Genomic DNA, 17,049 nt, shown 5'->3' on the forward strand with positions numbered 1-17,049 from the left:
AGTTTTTGCACACGTTATAGAACCTGTATCTTTTCACCCATCACGATCTACTATGGAAAAAAACACTCCTTTTGCCCTGGCCATTCATGGCGGGGCTGGCACCATTACCAGAGATTCTTTATCGGCTGAAATGGATCTTGAGTACAGGGCAATGCTGCGGCAGGCACTGAACATTGGCTATGAAATACTTAAGGCAGGTGGCACGTCTTTGGCAGCCGTGGAGGCGGCAGTGGTGGTGTTAGAAGATTGCCCTTTGTTCAATGCAGGGCACGGCTCGGTTTTCAATAAGCGGGGCCTCCATGAAATGGATGCCGCCATTATGGATGGGCGTCAGTTAGCTGCAGGAGCGGTGGCAGGAGTTCAAAATGTACGCAATCCTATTCAGTTGGCCAGTCAGGTGTTACATCATTCTGATCATGTGTTTCTGAGCCATGCCGGAGCCGAAGAGTTTGCCCGCAGCAGAGGCCTTACTTTTGAACCGGATGAATATTTCTTCAGCCAGCACCGCTATGAGCAGTGGCAAATGCTCAGAGATTCTGACGTGTTTATGCTCGACCATACCCAGGAGAAAAAGTTCGGTACTGTGGGGGCTGTATCGGTAGACAAACAAGGAGACTTGGCGGCCGCCACTTCAACGGGAGGTATGACAAATAAGAACTACAACCGTATTGGTGATAGCCCAGTCATTGGGGCCGGAACTTATGCCAATAACAGAACCTGCGCCGTTTCTTGTACAGGTCATGGGGAGTATTTTATCCGCCACGTAGTGGCCTACGATGTCTCCTGTTTGATCGAGTACAAAGGAATGACTTTAAGGGAGGCGGCAGAGTTGGTGGTAAACCAAAAGCTTAAAAACCATGGAGGGGAAGGGGGATTGATAGCTGTATCACCAAAAGGAGAAGTAGCCATGCCGTTCAACTCAGAGGGAATGTACCGTGCTTGCTGGGTGGAAGGGCAGGAGCCGTTAGTGGGTATTTACAACGACTAATAGGGCTGTTTTGGAGTTGTTTTTTGAAAAACAGCTCCAAAACATTCTTCTGGTACAGCTTCTTTATCAAATATTGACAGCTGTACTAATCCACAAACTGATGCCTTGGTATAAACAAGTCATCAAAGTTGACAACCGCGTGCAGAATTGGGTGCAGCTCTTCTCGGTGAAATTGAAAAATTTCTCTTGTGGTCAAAAACTTTACTTCTTCCAGCAGCTGCGCGTCAGGGGCATGTTCAGGGTCAATGCCTAAAGCAAGGTCGCCCTGTACCAGTTTTACCTCAAAAAATATCTCAATGGCATGCAGGGGCTCCCGCAGAAATTCATTGATATAGAGAAACCGCCCTACTTCCACTTCAAGACCTGTTTCTTCTTTAAACTCCCGCCGCAGGCAATCTTTTACTTTTTCACCGTAATCCAGACCGCCCCCGGGGGGCATCCAGAAGTATCCATTACCGAAAGCGGCTTTATGTCGAGCCAGCAACAGCTTGTTGTCTTGTACTAGAAGTCCGCAGACTCTTACTCTGGTTTTGAAACTATATGATTCCGCTAGCGGATGTATGTTCTCCATAGGTTGTAGCGCAGACCAAATGGCTGTACTTTTGCCAAATGATCAAGAGTTATAATCCTCAGTTTAGAAATACGGTAAAAGAAAAACTTCAGCGGCAATTTTACATGCATTTGTTGGGTTTTGAAATAGAAACCATTGAAGAAGGCTTCATTGAAGGAAGGTTAAAGCTGGAGGAGAAGCACAAACAGCATAAAGGCTTTGTGCACGGAGGGGTGACCGCTACGCTGGCCGATATAGTTATGGGTTTTGCCGCCGTCAGCCTGGTGCCTGCAGATCAGCACGTTGTCACTGCTGACCTTCGGGTGTCTTATCTGAACCCTGGGGTTGGAGTGGAGTTGTTTGTGAAAGGATGGGTGATGAAACAAGGAAAAATGTTGAACTTTTGCGAGGCTGAAATCTTTAGTATAGATGAGCAGGGCCAGAAAACCTTGATTGCCAAAGCCTCTTCCACCATGGCTACTATACAGGCCTCCGCCGCTAAATCCTGATTTTACTATGAGCCCAGCAGACGCGCTAAGGCAGCATTTCCCTTTTGACCCCACCCCTGACCAAGCGTTGCTTTTTCAGAAGCTGGATCAATTTATCATGCGCAAAACCGGACTGAAGGAAGTATTCATGCTCAAAGGTTTTGCCGGTACCGGAAAAACTACCGTTGTGAGTGCCCTCACCAAGATCTTGCGGAACTACGGATATAAATATGTGCTGCTGGCCCCAACCGGCAGAGCTGCCAAGGTCATGGCCACCTATGCCGGCCGACAGGCTTCCACCATTCATAAGAAAATATACAAGCAAACAGCTAATCCGTATGCCGAGGGTCTTGCTTTTGCGCGGCAGCCCAATAAGAGCGAAAACTACCTCTACATTGTAGACGAGGCTTCTATGATCTCTGATGACAAAGCCTTTGGTGACAATGGCCTGTTGCAGGATCTGATGTCTTACGTGTTTGAGCAACCGAGCAACAAACTGCTGCTCATAGGAGACACTGCGCAGCTTCCGCCGGTAAATCAATCCATCAGTCCGTCTTTAGATGCCGCTTATTTGCAAAGCAACTTTAAATGTCAGGTACATGAAATGGAGCTTAAGCAGGTGATGCGGCAGGCCGAGGAATCCGGAATTTTAATGAACGCCACCCGCCTACGGAACGAGTTGGTAAAAAAGGACCCGCACCTTTCTTTCCGTACCAAAGGCTTCCGCGACATCTACCACATGAAAGGAGACAAGCTGGAAGACGGGTTGCGGTACGCTTATGACAAGTTCGGAATAGACAATACAACAGTCATTTGCAGAAGCAATAAGAACGCGAACCTGTACAACCAGCACATCAGGCGGCAGATTTTAGCCAACGAAGATGAAATAGGGGTTGGCGATTACCTCATGATTGTACGGAACAACTACACCTGGCTGCCTAAAGAATCTAGCATCGGGTTTATGGCCAATGGTGACTTCGTGGAGATCACCAAGATCATCCGGTACGAAGAAATGTACGGTCTGAGATTCGCTGATGTTCGCATCAGGTTTGTGGACTATCCAGATGAAGAGGAGTTGGACACTAAAATTATGCTGGACACGCTCTATTCTGAGTCTCCGGCCTTGCCTGCTGACAAAAACCGTGAGCTGTACCAGCAGGTGCTGGTTGATTATCAGCATATCAAGAGCAAAAGGCAACGCACACTTGAAATGCGGCAAGACAAATACTTAAATGCGCTGCAAGTAAAATTTGCCTACGCACTTACCTGCCACAAAGCACAGGGTGGGCAGTGGCCTGCCGTTTTTGTTGACCATGGCTACCTGACAGATGAGATGGTGGGCCCAGAGTTTGCCAGGTGGCTATATACTGCCACTACGCGTGCCTCAGAAGAGCTTTTTTTAGTTAACTTTAATGCCAAGTTGCTGGAAAATGCTCCGGCTCTGGATGAATATTAACCTGTGCGTTTACCATAATTACCCCACCTGAATTCAAATGAAAAGATTAGTATTAGGAGCAGTGTTCCTTATAGTATCAGGCTCAGCAGCCATGGCCCAAACCGCAGATAATGCTTCTACGGCACCTGTTACCACTTACGCAACCGATACAGCAGCGGTATTGCCAAGAGTAGAGGGAGCTTCTATTTTATTTGAAGAGCAGAAACACGACTTTGGCGATATTAAACCTGGCGATGTGGTAGAACATACTTTCCGTTTTGTAAACAATGGTACACTGCCACTTGTTATCGCTAATGTGCGCACCACCTGCGGTTGCACTGCCACCAATTACCCAAAAGAACCAGTAATGCCTGGCGAGTCTGCTTCCATTACGGCACGTTTTAACAGCGCCGGCAAGAGAGGTCAGCAGAATAAAGTCATAACTGTAGAATCAAATGCCGTACAGGGGAGCACTCAAGTCATGATTGTGACTAATATCAAAGCAGCGCAATAGCTGTTTTGGGGCTTATTTTGAAAAAATAGCTTTAAAAGAGAAAGCCATCTTGAAGTTTAATCAAGATGGCTTTCTCTTTTAGCTCAAACTAGTTAGCAAAGGCAGTGGTAAACCGCTGCCACTATAGTTATAGATTTTTTGCCAGCACCCACGCTAAATAGAGCCAGCCGCCAATCATGAATAGCCCCCCAATAGGAGTTATGGCGCCCATCCACCTCACCCCAGTAAGGCAAAGGATATAGAGCGAGCCTGAGAAAATTGTAATACCAATCAAAAAGAATAGACCAGATAGCTTTAGACCTGTTGCTTGCGGGAACTGGTACATTAATACGCCAATAAGTAAAATCCCCAAAGCATGGTACATCTGGTATTTCACGGCAGTTTCAAAGGTAGCGGTACGACCGGTGGCCTCTAGCATCTTCTGTAATCCGTGCGCCCCAAAGGCACCAATCATAACACCTAAACCACTTAATAAAGCTCCTATAATCAATATTGTCTTTGCACTCATTGGGTCAGTTTTTTAGTAAAGAATTTTTCAATAAAGACAGCTTGTAACGCAGCTGCTGCAAAACATGTTACAATACCTATGCCTACTATTGCACCGAAAGAACCGGCACCAAAATCTTTGGCATTTGCGAAGATAAAGGAACTGTATAAGAAGGGGGGTAGCACAAAAGCAAAGTGTGTGATGATACCTGTTATCAGCAATGCGTCAAAGGTAACAATAGGAAACAGATCATAATACCTTGTAAGGGCAACCGTAACGGGCGTAGACATTAAAAACAAGATGAAGTAAGTCCAGCCAGTATATGGATTAGACATGGGCAGCTGAAAATAGTAGTGTATAGCATTAAACAAAAGCTCCTGAAACGGGACCGACAAACCCAGAAGCAGCCCTACCAATGCTGAAACCCAGTGCCTGTTCTTCATGTACTGCTCACAAGTTTATTATTTTTGGTAATTTCGGTTCCCAAAGATAGCACTGCCCACCCTAACCATAGTGCTGCCTTCCGCAATTGCCAGTTCATAATCAGAACTCATCCCCATTGAAATCTCCTTGAAATGAGGGGCTCCGTGAAAGAACTCTTCTTGAATGGTCTTGAAATACCCCCGCAGGGTGCTGAACTCTTTTTTTAGCTGTGCTTGATCTTCGGTAAAAGTAGCTACGCCCATAACGCCGCAAATACGCACGTTTTCCAATGCCCTATACTCTTCAGAGCGAAGCATTTCTTGGGCTTCTTCAAGGGAAAGGCCAAACTTTGATTCTTCCTCGGCTATGAAAAATTGCAGTAAACAATCTATGACACGTTCGTTTTTCTGAGCCTGTTTATTTACTTCTTTCAATAGTTTCAGGCTATCAATAGATTGAATGAGGTGAACAAACGGAGCAATGTATTTTACCTTGTTAGTTTGCAGGTGGCCTATTAAATGCCATTGTACATCGGCTGGAAGCTCTGGTTGCTTTGCCACCATTTCCTGTACTTTGTTTTCGCCAAAAGCACGTTGCCCAGCCTCATACGCTTCTCTTATCAACTCTACTGGGTGAGTTTTAGATACAGCTATGAGTTGGCACGAGGTACCTTTTAGCTTTTCCTGGAAATTAAGTATGCTTTCTTTGATGGACATTCTTCTTTTGAGGGAGGTTAATGTTTAAAAAACTGTCACTGCTAATTGATTGCTAATTACTGTTCACTGCTTTAATCTTCCAACGCATTTGTAAAAAATGTGTTTTTAAGCAACAGCCACAGCAGGAGCAGCATAATTGCCCAGCGCAAGTACACCTGGTAGAAATCATGCGTATCACGGTAGCGGGCTTCTTTTACTTCGGTTTTCTCTAAAGTGTCTATGCGCTGAAAAACCTGTGAAAGAGCACCGGCATCTTGCGCACGGAAAAATTGACCGTTCGTGATGCTTGCCAGCTGCCGAAGTGTTTTCTCTTCCAAACCAGTTTGAACCGTAATGGGCTTGCCACCGGTAGAATCATTGGGTAGCTGAATTGTCACGTCTTTGCCAATGCCAATGCTGTACACTTTCAGCTGAAAGGCATTGGCTAACTCTGCCGCTAGTTCAGGGTCTAAGCTGCCGGCCGTGTTTTCTCCGTCACTGATCAATATCACCACTTTAGATTTTGAATCAGAATCACGGAGCCGGTTTATAGAAACTGCCAGTGCACTTCCAATGGCAGTTCCTTCTTCCGGTATCATTCCGAATTTTATGTTTCGTATGCTTTCCCGCACCAGTTCATAATCGGTTGTAAGCGGCGCAAGTGAATATGATTTACCGGCAAATATTACTACCCCAATTCTATCCTGCACACGGCCATCCACAAAATCTAAGGCTACGCGCTTTGCTGCCTCTAACCTGTTTGGACTAAAGTCGGTGAGCTCCATAGAGCCAGACACATCCAATGCCAGTACAATGTCAATGCCCTCGGCGGATAGTTCTATGGTTTCATTTGTGCGCTGGGGGCGGGCCAAAGCCACTATTACCAGCATAAGGAACAGACCAAACACAATGTCTGGCAGGTAACGCAGCATGCTGGTCCAATGCCAGTTGGCATTTCCTTCAAACAGGGCTACATCCATTTTATTCCGTAAGCGCAAGTGTAAAAGCCAACGGAGTAGAAATATAAATGGCACTGCCAACAGCACATATAAAAACCCCGGATTGGCCCAGTCAAAAGATTGCCAGGTGCGCCAGGAGAACCAGTTGAGGTTGAGCCAAGAAAAATCAGCGGGTGCTTGCCACATTTCGCAAAGAATCGTGAATGATGAGGTATCGTGATGCGGCAAATTCTGCCAACTGGCTTAAAGCATTGGCCACCTCAGTTTCATCGTCTGAAATGATGTTTCCATAAATTGCCCGGTCACAAATCCTGAGCGAGTTACTTACCCGCTCGTCTTCCTGGTAGAAAGAGGTAATTTCTTTGGTGGTGAAGGAGCTGATTTCTTCATCCTCCAGTTTTGTGAGATAATTTTTCCAAAGCGTTATAGCTCTTTCAAGGTGTTCCAGCGTTTTGAGCCTTCTAAAGCGGTCTTGTACGGTCTGGAATCTGTTCTGAAACTGCGCCTGGTCTTTTTGGAGCACGTACAGTTTATACCTGGTGTTAATGCTTTTACCGAAAATTCCCCAAATACCTCCAATTAGTACTGATGCGGCTACAATGCCCAAACCCCAGTACAGATAATTAAACTGCTCAGGCACCGGTTGTAGCGGCGTGACAGCTTGTAGCTCAAGAGGGTCCTCTACCTGTGCCACATTCTGTATGAGAAAAACGGAGTCTGGTTTGGTATGCAACTCAAGGGTGTCTCCATACAGAAACAGGCGGACCTTTAACTGCAGTTGTTGTACGGGTTGTAACTTAAACGTTCGAAGGGTATACACGGTGCTGTCTGTACTCACTCCTTTGACGGTGCGGGTGGTAAAAAAGTCTTTTCGGATTAACTCAAAGGGATCAAACTTGAACGTTGTATCGGGAAACACAACTTCGGCCTGAGGAGCATGCCGAGACAACAGCACGTATTTCACCGCTTGCCCCAGTTCCACAGAATCGCGCAGAAAGTACCCCTCCAGCCGTACGCTAGGCAGTTGTGCCCATCCAAGAACTGGCAATAGCAGCAATAGGGTAATGATGAACGACTTTAGCAGGTTTTTCAATATTTTATTTTCAACTAAAAGCACTGGTATACTTTTAGTTATATTGTTTTAGTTACAGCCTTACTGTAAATGTTAGACGGTTCGTTTTTTGGCGTATTTTAAGGAAAACAGGTTAAAAACGTGAATTTCTTTTTTTGCTATATAGAACAAAGTTAAGCACTACGCTTCATGGTTTTGTTTCGTGACCTGAAAAGGTTTACCAACTGTGGAACGTAATCTTGGTCTGTAAGAATCGGTAAAAAATCGGCTTGGTATTGGCGGCAAATTTTAGATAGTTTTTCCTGGTTCTGGGCGTAGGGGGCAAGGTATCTTGACCTGAAAGCTTTGGAAGAAGTATTCATCCAGATGGTTTTTCCGGTTTCTTTGTCCAGCAACGGAATGATGCCGAGCTTAGGAAATTCCATTTCGCGTTTGTCTATGAGTTGCAAGACAATAAGGTCGTGTTTTTTGGCAATCATGGTTAATTCCCGCTCATAATTCAGGTCAATGAAATCTGAGATAAGAATGATAATGCTTTTGCGTTTCACCACATTTAGGGCAAGTCTTATTCCAGCTCCAATGTCTGTTTTAGTAGATTGAGGCTGTAGCTCGGCTAATGCTTTGATCAAGGCATAGGCATGTTCATTCCCCTTGCCAGGCTTTAGGTAACGTTCTTTCACGTTGCTAAAGCAAATCATGCCAATCTGGCTTCCTTGCTTCAACGCTGCCAGAGCCAAAATGCCCGAAATCTCTTTGCCGATGTCCATTTTTTGAGCACCCGGCACCCCCAATTCCTGTGAGCTACTGACATCTAAAAGCAGGAAAACATTTTGCTCTTTTTCCTCGCGGTATGTCTTGACAAATGTGCCATGGCCTTTGGCTGTTACGTTCCAGTCTATAGAACGAACATCATCTCCGTACTGGTACGCCCGCACATCATCAAACTCAAGACCTGAGCTTTTGAAGACAGACTTAAAATCGCCCTGCATTTGGGAGTCAATTGCCTTTCTTATCTGTATCTCGTATTTTCGTAGCTTCCTGACTAAGTCTTTCATGCCTCCTGTAGGTTTGTGCTGCGTCTTAAAATTACCTAAACTTACCGACAACCGCGTGAGAAAACATTTGTGCCTGCTTTTTATGCCAGTGGTGCTGTTGGCCTGCGGCCCTAAAGATGATAAACCTGCCGATGTAGTTTCTGAAGATGCCATGACCAGCCTGATGCTGGACATTCATTTGACAGAAGCTATTGTGAACCGCACATACCATCATGTAGACACCTCACGGATGGTTTACCAGAAGGCGCATAAGGATCTGTTGAAAAAGCATGGCCTTACTGATAGTTCCTTCAAGTACAGTTATGACTATTATGTTCAGCATCCGGACATTATGGACAAAATATATGAACGGATCTTAGACAGCCTCAGCCTGAAAGAAGCTAAAATGACCGGAAAAGATACTGTAGCGCAACCCAAACCAGTGGCTCCTGGATTTACGCAAGGTCAGTAGGGCTTTCGAAATCCTGTTTTAGCCTTAAATTCTATAAAACAGGCTCAAAACAGATTTAAAAAGTCTAGTTTGGCAGCTACAGGAGTCTTTGTCCATTAGGTACTTTGGCCTGTGGCTGAGCCAATACTATATTCTTTTCTTCGTCTTCAAAACCGGTGACCAATACCTCAGACCGCCAGGGGCCAATCTGTTTCACCGGAAAATTAGTGACACAGATAACCTGTTGCCCCACTACCTCTTCTAACGTGTAGCGTTTGGTGATTTGTGCGCTTGACTTTTTTATTCCTAATTCTCCTAAGTCAACCCAAAGCTTATAAGCCGGTTTACGGGCTTCCGGAAACTCCTCTGCCTTTATGATTGTGCCTGAACGAAGCTCCACCTGCATAAACTGTTCCCAGCTAATCGTCTGTTCCATACTAGTTTTTTTTATAGCCAATATAAGGGCTTGAAAAAGCACAGGCAAGGTCATTAGAAACTTAGCCCCTGTTGTTGCGTACAGAATTAAAGCAAAACTATATATAGTAATTTTAATTCTTCCCGCAGACAGCTATGAAAAACAATACCGGAACCACCTTGTCGGTTTGGCAGCCTGGCGTTAGTCTTCCTGCTACACAACCCCTAACCGAAAGCATCACCACTGATGTATGTATTGTAGGCGCGGGAATTGCTGGCATGACCACTGCCTATCTTTTAGCCAAAGAAGGTAAAAGAGTGGTAGTGTTAGACGCCGGGGAAATATGCGGTGGTGAAACAGGACGTACCACTGCCCATTTATCATGGGCCTTAGATGATCGTTTCCATACGCTTATCAAAACTTTAGGTAAAGCCAACGCCCTATTAGCATATGAAAGCCACAGAGATGCAATAAAAAGAATTGAGCAAATTATAGAAGATGAAGACATTGATTGTGACTTCATGCGTTTACCCGGTTACCTTTTCTTAGGGGCTACAGACACGGAAGATCAGTTAGACCAGGAACTACAGGCTTGTCATGAGCTGGGACTGAAGGAAGTGGTGAAATTGAAGCAGTGTCCTCTTCTGAATATAAGCGACGGGCCTTGCCTGGTATTTCCAGATCAAGGTCAGTTTCACCCCACCAAGTATGTGAGTTCATTGGCTCGTTATGTACTTGACCACGGGGGGCAGATCTTTACAAACAGCCATGTCAAGAGCTTTGATTCAGGAGTAGTAGCCAGTGTCACAACAGATGCCGGACACCAAGTGACCGCCAACCATTTGGTGGTCTGCACGAATACGCCTGTCAATGATTTTGTGACCATGCATACCAAACAAGCGCCATATAGAACCTACGTAGTAGGAGTAAAGGTGCCTAAAGGAAGTGTTCCGGCCGCTCTTTATTGGGATGATTCTGATCCATACCATTATGTGAGGTTGGCCTCAGTGGCAGGAGAGGAGGAAAACGAATCAGAGGTATTGATAGTGGGCGGTGAAGATCACAAAACAGGGCAGGCCTCTGGAGATGAAAATGAGCGATATGATTGTTTAGAAGAATGGACTAGGAAGAAGTTTCCGATGGCACAGGAGGTGGTGTTCAGGTGGTCTGGTCAGGTGATGGAGCCCGTTGACTTTATAGGATTTATTGGCCGCAACCCAAATAACAGCAAGAACACCTACATTGCTACCGGTGATTCTGGCCATGGCATGACACACGGTACCATAGCCGGTATTTTGATCAGTGACTTGATCTGTGGCAGAGTAAATCCGTGGGAGAAGCTTTACGACCCCGGCCGTGTCACATTTGCCTCAGAATCTGCCAAAGAATATTTAAAAGAAAACCTGAACGTGGCGGGCCAATATCTGGATTGGGTGAAACCTGCTGGTAAAGAAGATGAGAGCATCACACCTGGCACAGGTGCCGTTGTACAAAAAGGACTGAGTAAAGTAGCGGTTTACTGTGATGCCGAAGGGAAGCGCCATGAATGCTCTGCCGTTTGCACGCACATGGGCTGTATTGTGCAGTGGAACCATTCGGAGAACTCTTGGGACTGCCCTTGTCACGGCTCACGATTTGATCCTTTCGGGATAGTAGTGTTTGGTCCAGCCTCAAAAGACCTTGAGAAACAGTAAGCAGTAAACAGTAAGCAGTAAATAGTGACTAGTGAATCAATACGAGTAGTAGTTTATAAAGAAATTTAAATCAAGCCAAAAAAGAAAGAGCCGCATAAAATATGCGGCTCTTTCTTTTTTGATATAATATTTTTGAAACAGAGGCTACTGCAAACTATCACTGTTTACTGATAACTGGTAACTGGCCACCTTTAGCTGGCATATTCTGCTAACTCAAGCAAACGGGCTTCAACAGAGTCAATCCATTCTTGTTGCTTTTCTTTATTTAACCCGTGCCGGCACTCGTGATCATACTGCTCTTGCTCCTTGTGCCAGTTCTCGAAGGCTTGATTCGCAAACTTATTTAAGTTAATAGAGCCGCGGCCGCCTTGAGCAGCAACCTCAGACAATTTTTTGCGCAACATACGGGCGTGAAGTTCTGTCAAATCAAAATGAAGTTGTTCGTGGGCCAGCAATGCAGAGGAATTCCTGTTTCTCGTCCACGATTCTGCAGGATTAAAGACGGCATCAACCTTAAATTTAAGCTGATTGTTTTCCCACTTCGCTTTCATTTCCATATTAGTGGAAGTGAGGGCGTGGTGGTGGTTTTCAGGCGACGGTTCACCGGAAAAGTCTTCCCATGTCAGTTTTTTCTGCACACTCCAGGGTATGAAGGCAGAAGATTTCACGGCTACAGCCGGAATTTCAATTGTAACAGATTTGGGCTCAGCTTCCGGGAGCGGACCAAGAAAGAGTACGCTAAACCAGAGGGTTATAAAGGATAGTGACATAGCTATTCGGGTAACACACTTCTAACCAAAAGGAGTTTCTTTGACAGCTATTAATTTACAAAAAATTATGCAGGAACAAATTTTCTGAAGCGGAAAAAAAGAAGCAAGGCCGCCACGGTAAGACCGGTAAAAAGCCCCAACCATACTCCTGTAGCCCCTAAACCAGCCCAAAATCCCAAGGTGTACCCTATGGGTAACGCAAGAAACCAGTAAGAGAAAAGTGATATCATACTAGGTACTTTTACATCTTCCAAACCTCTGAGAGCACCTAAGCCCACCACCTGCACTCCATCAGATAGCTGAAAAATAGCTGCAATCACCAGCAGTTGGGCTGCTAATGCCTGCACGGCTGGGTCTTCTACATATATCAAGGGAATTAGATCTTTGGCAAGTATAATTACCAAAGCACTGCCGGCCATAAATAAAGCTCCCATCACCAGACTACTGTAGCCGGCAATATGTACCGCTACCAAATCACCAGATCCCCTAAGCTTTCCCACCCGTATGGTGGCTGCCGCTGATATACCACTCGCCATCATGTAGGTAACAGACGCCACATTCAGAGCTATTTGGTGTGCGGCCAGATCTGTAGCCCCTAACCAACCAATCATAATGGCAGAGAAGCTAAAGGCACCCATTTCAAAGATCATCTGCAGGGAAATAGGCATTCCTATTTTAAACATCCGGTACATGTGCGCCCATGATAAACTCTGTTTTTTCAGGTAGTTCCGGTAACGCTTAAAGCGGGGGAAGAATATCACAAATCCGCCCATCAAAACGGCCATCAGAATTCTGGATACGAGGGTGGACCAAGCGGCGCCAATTAAGCCCATGGCCGGAAAACCTAGCTTGCCAAAAATGAGCACGTAGTTCAAACCTACATTGAAGACGTTAGCAAAGATGGAAATGTACATGGATTCCTTTGTAAGCGAAAGACCTTCTGCAAACTGCTTAAAAGCCTGGAACACCATTAAGGGTACCATAGATAAGAACAGCACATTCACATAAGGAATGGCAAGCTTAACCACATGCTCTGGCTGGTCAAGATGCCTGATGAGTGGGGATAGGCCATAGAACAGTAGAAACAGAAGTACTCCAATTAAGGTATTGAGCACAACTCCGTTGAGTAAAATCAAGGCAATGCGGGTATGGTTCTTCCGGCCATCGGCGCGGGCTACCATTGGCGTGATGCTGAATGAAATGCCTAAACCAAAAACTAAAACAATGGTGAATATACTGTTACCTAAAGAAGCCGCAGCCAATTGCGGGGTACCAATTCTTCCTGCCATGATACTGTCGGCCACACTAACCAATATATGACCCAGTTGGCTTAGAACCACAGGATAAGCTAACCAGAAGGTGTGTTTATAGTGTTGACGGTATACGGAGGAGAAAATCACAGCGGCAATAAAAAGATAAAATGAGGCCGCAAAGCTACGCCTATTTTGTCTCTCTCCATGGTGATGTCTTGACTAAATTTTAGAGTATAAAAATGTAGTTGTTTTAGGCCCGTTTTACCGAAAACAGATCTAAAACACTAGTTAACAAAGATTAGCTACTTGATTGAATTCAAACAAGATGGCTAGTGCTTTACAAAGGCTGAGAGCCTGTCTAAAGCACTAGCCAATACATAATCGGGTAAGGCATAAGACATTCTAACGGCCGTGGGCATGCCCATGGCTGTGCCAGGAAGCACTTCAAGCCCTACCTGTTCTTTAAGGGCGGCGGCCCATTCTTCTACTAGTTTAAAAGGAGAGGCAGGACTATGTTCTTCTAGACAACCCTTTATGTCAATCGTAAAATAGTAACCGGCATCTGGCAAAACATAAGAAAGCTGGGGCAATTGTTGTAACACTGCAGCTACTTTTTCTCTTTTCTGGAGCAGTTCATTTTTAAATCCCTCCCAAATTTGGTGCCGGTGCCGTAATGCCGCCGCAGCCCCTACCTGAGTAAAAGGCGAAACCCCAGAAATAATTTTCTGCTGTAACTCATTCACCTTCTGTAGCACAGGAAATGGCGCAATGATATACCCAATGCGCCAACCTGACATGGCAAAAGATTTAGAGAAACCATTTACTACCGTAACTCTATGGCGCAGGTGCTCAAAGTGCAAGAAGCTTTTGATGGTGCCATGTAAAGCTAACCCGTCATAAATTTCATCAGACAAAACGTGCAGGCTAGCGTGTTGCTCCATAAGTTGGGCAACAGCCTCAAGCTCTTTAAGAGAGTATGCTCTTCCTGTAGGGTTGCCAGGGTTAGTTAGAAGTAAAAGCCGGGTAGTAGGTGAGAGGTGCTCTTTTATGGCAGAAAGAGGCAGAGCATAATCTTCTTCGGGGTTAGGCGGAAGAGAAATCAGTTTACCCCCGGCTTGACTAACCATCTCAGGAAAAGCAAACCAAAAGGGTGCAGGGGCAATTACTTCATCACCTGGTTGTAAAAAACTTTGCAGGAACAGATGCAGGGCATGTTTAGTGCCATGGGTAATCAAAACTTGTTCTGCCGGAACGGGGATTCCATCGTCTTCAAAATACCGCTGCGCTACTGCCAACCGAAGCTCCGCAATTCCTTCATTTGGTCCATAATAGGTTTCCTGGCTCACCAAAGCTTCCTGCATAGCATCAATGGCTATTTGAGGAGTTTTAAAATGAGCTACGCCCAAGTGCATTGGAATAATATCCATGGAAATGGCTTTAGATAAGTAAAGAAGAGGTTTTACAAATTGATAGTTTTAGGTAGAAAAAATCTTTATGCTATACAGGTTTTAAAAGAACATCTGCAAAACCGTGGCTTGCGTCAGTGAACACATCTTCTATTCTCAAACCACAATGCAAAGCCATTTCTTTCAGCTGTTTTAAGGTGTATTTATAAGAGTTCTCGGTATGAATAGCCTCCCAGGCATCAAAGTGAAAGGTTTTGTTTAGAGCCTGAACCTGCACTTCCTGATCTTCTTTGCTAATGATGAAGCTGCGCATGGTTCCCTCAATAGGATCGTATTCAGCAAAATGCTGAAACTTGTCCAGATCAAAATCAGCCTGTAGTTCCTGGTTGATTCGGTGCAGTAGGTTCAGGTTAAAAGCGGAGGTAACACCAGCAGCATCGTCATAGGCTTGGCGAATCTTTTCCGGTTCTTTTTTTAGATCTACCCCCAATAAAAACCGGTCTTGAGGCGAGAGACTTTCCCGTACCTGGCAGAGGAATTGCTGTGCGCTGCTAGGTACAAAATTACCTATGTTAGAGCCAAGAAATAGCACCAGCTTTCGGTCTGTACTGTGCTCATTCAGCCACTTAAGGCCCTGGAAGTATTCCGCCGCCAAGCCCGTTACTTTTAAATCCGGATACGTCTGGCTTAGCTCCTGCAAAAGCTCCTGCAACTGGTCTTTTGAAATGTCAAGCGGTACAAAGGTGAAATCAGTTTCTGACTGAACCAGTTCTTTGATAAGTAGTTTTGTCTTCAAGGCATCACCGGCTCCCAGGTCAATCAACTGAAAAGGAGATTGGGTGCCAAAGGCGAATAAAATTTCTTTACGCTGCCTTTCCAGAATTTCGTGCTCCAACTCAGTGAGATAATATTCAGGCAGTTCCATGATCTGCTGAAACAACTGGCTGCCACGGGCATCATAAAAAAACTTTGAAGACAGTTTTTTAGGATACTGTGACAATCCGTTTGCCACATCTTTCGCCAGTCCTTCATCTTTGCTCAGGTCAGGCGGAAGCAGGTTGATGATGGTATTTGTCTGTGTATTCTCTGCCATAGTAAAGTCGTACGTTATTTTTTAGCCAAACGGATGCCGGTAAATTGCCAACGTTTGTCTGCATGAAAGAAATTACGGTATGTACAACGTATGTGGCTTTCTGGGGTGGCGCAGGAGCCGCCCCGTAATACCATCTGGTTCACCATAAACTTTCCGTTGTATTCACCTAAGGCTCCGGGGGCAGCAGAATAACCCGGATATGGCAGATAAGCACTGTTGGTCCATTCCCAAGTATTTCCCAGCAGGTGGGCTGTTTTAGGTGCGTTTTCAGAAAAAGAGGCCGAAATGGGCTGCAGCTTTCCTGATTCTAAAAAGTTGCCTTTGGCACTGGGGCTGGCGTGAAGCTGGGCTAAAACTTCCCACTCAAATTCGGTTAATAAACGGTGCCCGCTCCAGTTGGCATACGCTTGGGCTTCATAGAAGCTAATGTGGGTGACTGGCTCATTCTCCTTTACTTTTTCTACTCCGTGCAAGGTAAAATGGTACCAATCGCCTTCCTGCTGAAACCAGTACAACGGTGCTTGCCATTGGTGCTGCTGAACTAATGCCCACCCTTCATCCATCCAATATCTGAAGTCACTATACCCGCCATCATCAATGAACGCCATATATTCCCCATTCGTAACGGTACAAGAGCTGGCCTCAAAAGCCGGCAAAAGAACCTTGTGCGGGTTTAATTCATTGTCGAAGCAGAAACCTTCACCTTGGTAGCCAATGGTATAAATTCCCTCAGGTATGGTAAGCCATGTGTTTTGGGGCTGTTTTCCTGAAAACTCACCTAAAACAGAATTTTGCTGCTCGTGGTAAATAGGCATTAGCGGATTGCACCCTAAAATATATTTTATGTCAGTAACCAGCAGTTCCTGGTGTTGTTGTTCGTGTTGGAGCCCCAGTTCTATGGCGGCAGTTATTTCCTCATTTTTAAGCAGCTCCTCATTCTGCAGAGCTTTTTCCATCCACTGGTCTACGTGCCGGCGATACTCCAGAATGTCTTGTAATGGTGGCCTGGACAAAGTACCTCGGTCTGAACGGGCAACCCTGCTGCCCATGCTGTTATAGTATGAGTTAAAAAGAAAAGCATATTGGGAATGAAAGAGTCTATAGCCTTTCACATGAGGAGCCAAAATGAAAGTCTCAAAAAACCAGGTGGTATGCCCCATGTGCCATTTAGGAGGACTTACATCTACCATAGGCTGCATCACCGTGTCTTCGGGAGTAAGCGGTGCGCAAATAGAAAGGGTCTGTTGACGTATGTTCTGGTACCGGGAGAGCAACAGCTCTAAGTAGCTGTGGTGAGTTGAGAGCATTTGATCTTGAATTTT

Annotated in this window: 19 protein-coding genes; 6 read left to right on the forward strand and 13 right to left on the reverse strand. The window is 45.3% G+C overall.

Annotated features, from left to right (window positions below; genetic code table 11):
- The first annotated feature begins 52 nt into the window (after positions 1-52).
- Positions 53-988, forward strand: a complete 936-nt coding sequence (locus A8O23_RS10275; RefSeq protein WP_066620607.1) for an isoaspartyl peptidase/L-asparaginase family protein — start codon at positions 53-55, stop codon at positions 986-988.
- Between the two features lie 85 nt (positions 989-1,073).
- Here the strand turns inward: A8O23_RS10275 and A8O23_RS10280 are convergent, their stop codons facing one another.
- Positions 1,074-1,559: an NUDIX domain-containing protein gene (locus tag A8O23_RS10280; RefSeq protein ID WP_066620610.1), complete on the reverse strand. Its 486-nt coding sequence runs from the start codon at positions 1,557-1,559 to the stop codon at positions 1,074-1,076.
- Between the two features lie 104 nt (positions 1,560-1,663).
- On the opposite strand from A8O23_RS10280, the gene A8O23_RS10285 reads away from it, so the two are divergent.
- Genes A8O23_RS10285 through A8O23_RS10295 form a run of 3 tightly spaced genes read left to right on the forward strand, consistent with a single transcriptional unit; the run spans position 1,664 to position 3,975 of the window.
- Positions 1,664-2,047: a PaaI family thioesterase gene (locus tag A8O23_RS10285; RefSeq protein ID WP_317039535.1), complete on the forward strand. Its 384-nt coding sequence runs from the start codon at positions 1,664-1,666 to the stop codon at positions 2,045-2,047.
- 7 nt (positions 2,048-2,054) lie between these two features.
- The gene (locus A8O23_RS10290) at positions 2,055-3,482 is read left to right on the forward strand and encodes an ATP-dependent DNA helicase (RefSeq protein ID WP_066620614.1); all 1,428 of its coding nucleotides are present in this window, start codon (positions 2,055-2,057) and stop codon (positions 3,480-3,482) included.
- Positions 3,483-3,519: 37 nt separating this feature from the next.
- On the forward strand, positions 3,520-3,975 hold the full coding sequence (locus tag A8O23_RS10295) for a DUF1573 domain-containing protein (RefSeq protein ID WP_066620620.1): 456 nt from the start codon (positions 3,520-3,522) through the stop codon (positions 3,973-3,975).
- Positions 3,976-4,102: 127 nt separating this feature from the next.
- On the opposite strand, the gene A8O23_RS10300 is transcribed toward A8O23_RS10295, so the two are convergent.
- The 6 genes from A8O23_RS10300 to A8O23_RS10325 all read right to left on the reverse strand — a co-directional run bounded on the left by A8O23_RS10300 (position 4,103) and on the right by A8O23_RS10325 (position 8,666).
- Complete coding sequence (locus A8O23_RS10300) at positions 4,103-4,483, reverse strand: DUF423 domain-containing protein (RefSeq protein ID WP_066620625.1); 381 nt, start codon at positions 4,481-4,483, stop codon at positions 4,103-4,105.
- On the reverse strand, positions 4,480-4,797 hold the full coding sequence (locus A8O23_RS10305; RefSeq protein WP_153042157.1) for a hypothetical protein: 318 nt from the start codon (positions 4,795-4,797) through the stop codon (positions 4,480-4,482). The genes A8O23_RS10300 and A8O23_RS10305 overlap by 4 nt, the downstream gene beginning before the upstream one ends.
- Before the next feature lie 126 nt (positions 4,798-4,923).
- Positions 4,924-5,601 carry a YggS family pyridoxal phosphate-dependent enzyme gene (locus tag A8O23_RS10310; protein WP_066620628.1) on the reverse strand — a complete coding sequence of 226 codons (678 nt, stop codon included), beginning with the start codon at positions 5,599-5,601 and terminating at the stop codon, positions 4,924-4,926.
- Positions 5,602-5,672: 71 nt separating this feature from the next.
- Complete coding sequence (locus tag A8O23_RS10315; protein WP_066620630.1) at positions 5,673-6,725, reverse strand: vWA domain-containing protein; 1,053 nt, start codon at positions 6,723-6,725, stop codon at positions 5,673-5,675.
- Positions 6,706-7,632: a hypothetical protein gene (locus A8O23_RS10320; protein ID WP_066620633.1), complete on the reverse strand. Its 927-nt coding sequence runs from the start codon at positions 7,630-7,632 to the stop codon at positions 6,706-6,708. Before A8O23_RS10320 ends, A8O23_RS10315 begins: the two co-directional genes overlap by 20 nt.
- 152 nt (positions 7,633-7,784) lie before the next feature.
- A complete protein-coding gene (locus A8O23_RS10325; protein WP_066620636.1) occupies positions 7,785-8,666 on the reverse strand; it encodes a DUF58 domain-containing protein in 882 nt (293 codons plus the stop codon).
- A 55-nt stretch (positions 8,667-8,721) separates the two neighbouring features.
- Here A8O23_RS10325 and A8O23_RS10330 point away from each other — a divergent pair, with 55 nt between their 5' ends.
- Positions 8,722-9,117 carry a DUF4296 domain-containing protein gene (locus tag A8O23_RS10330; RefSeq protein WP_161486720.1) on the forward strand — a complete coding sequence of 132 codons (396 nt, stop codon included), beginning with the start codon at positions 8,722-8,724 and terminating at the stop codon, positions 9,115-9,117.
- 76 nt (positions 9,118-9,193) lie between these two features.
- On the opposite strand, the gene A8O23_RS10335 is transcribed toward A8O23_RS10330, so the two are convergent.
- Positions 9,194-9,532, reverse strand: coding sequence for a tRNA-binding protein (locus tag A8O23_RS10335; RefSeq protein WP_066621334.1), 339 nt, complete (start codon positions 9,530-9,532; stop codon positions 9,194-9,196).
- A 134-nt stretch (positions 9,533-9,666) separates the two neighbouring features.
- Here A8O23_RS10335 and A8O23_RS10340 point away from each other — a divergent pair, with 134 nt between their 5' ends.
- Positions 9,667-11,205, forward strand: coding sequence for an FAD-dependent oxidoreductase (locus A8O23_RS10340; protein ID WP_066620637.1), 1,539 nt, complete (start codon positions 9,667-9,669; stop codon positions 11,203-11,205).
- Between the two features lie 191 nt (positions 11,206-11,396).
- Here A8O23_RS10340 and A8O23_RS10345 read toward each other — a convergent pair whose 3' ends face one another.
- The 5 genes from A8O23_RS10345 to egtB form a co-directional block, all read right to left on the reverse strand.
- Positions 11,397-11,975 carry a DUF922 domain-containing protein gene (locus tag A8O23_RS10345; protein ID WP_066620640.1) on the reverse strand — a complete coding sequence of 193 codons (579 nt, stop codon included), beginning with the start codon at positions 11,973-11,975 and terminating at the stop codon, positions 11,397-11,399.
- 65 nt (positions 11,976-12,040) lie between these two features.
- A complete protein-coding gene (locus tag A8O23_RS10350) occupies positions 12,041-13,375 on the reverse strand; it encodes an MATE family efflux transporter (RefSeq protein WP_317039536.1) in 1,335 nt (444 codons plus the stop codon).
- A gap of 182 nt (positions 13,376-13,557) precedes the next feature.
- A complete protein-coding gene (locus A8O23_RS10355; RefSeq protein WP_066620644.1) occupies positions 13,558-14,655 on the reverse strand; it encodes a pyridoxal phosphate-dependent aminotransferase in 1,098 nt (365 codons plus the stop codon).
- A 70-nt stretch (positions 14,656-14,725) separates the two neighbouring features.
- On the reverse strand, positions 14,726-15,727 hold the full coding sequence (egtD, locus tag A8O23_RS10360) for an L-histidine N(alpha)-methyltransferase (RefSeq protein ID WP_082882992.1): 1,002 nt from the start codon (positions 15,725-15,727) through the stop codon (positions 14,726-14,728).
- Between the two features lie 14 nt (positions 15,728-15,741).
- The gene (gene egtB, locus A8O23_RS10365; protein WP_066621340.1) at positions 15,742-17,034 is read right to left on the reverse strand and encodes an ergothioneine biosynthesis protein EgtB; all 1,293 of its coding nucleotides are present in this window, start codon (positions 17,032-17,034) and stop codon (positions 15,742-15,744) included.
- Positions 17,035-17,049 lie beyond the last annotated feature (15 nt).

This window comes from Rufibacter roseus, assembly GCF_001647285.1.
Lineage (GTDB): Bacteria > Bacteroidota > Bacteroidia > Cytophagales > Hymenobacteraceae > Nibribacter > Nibribacter roseus.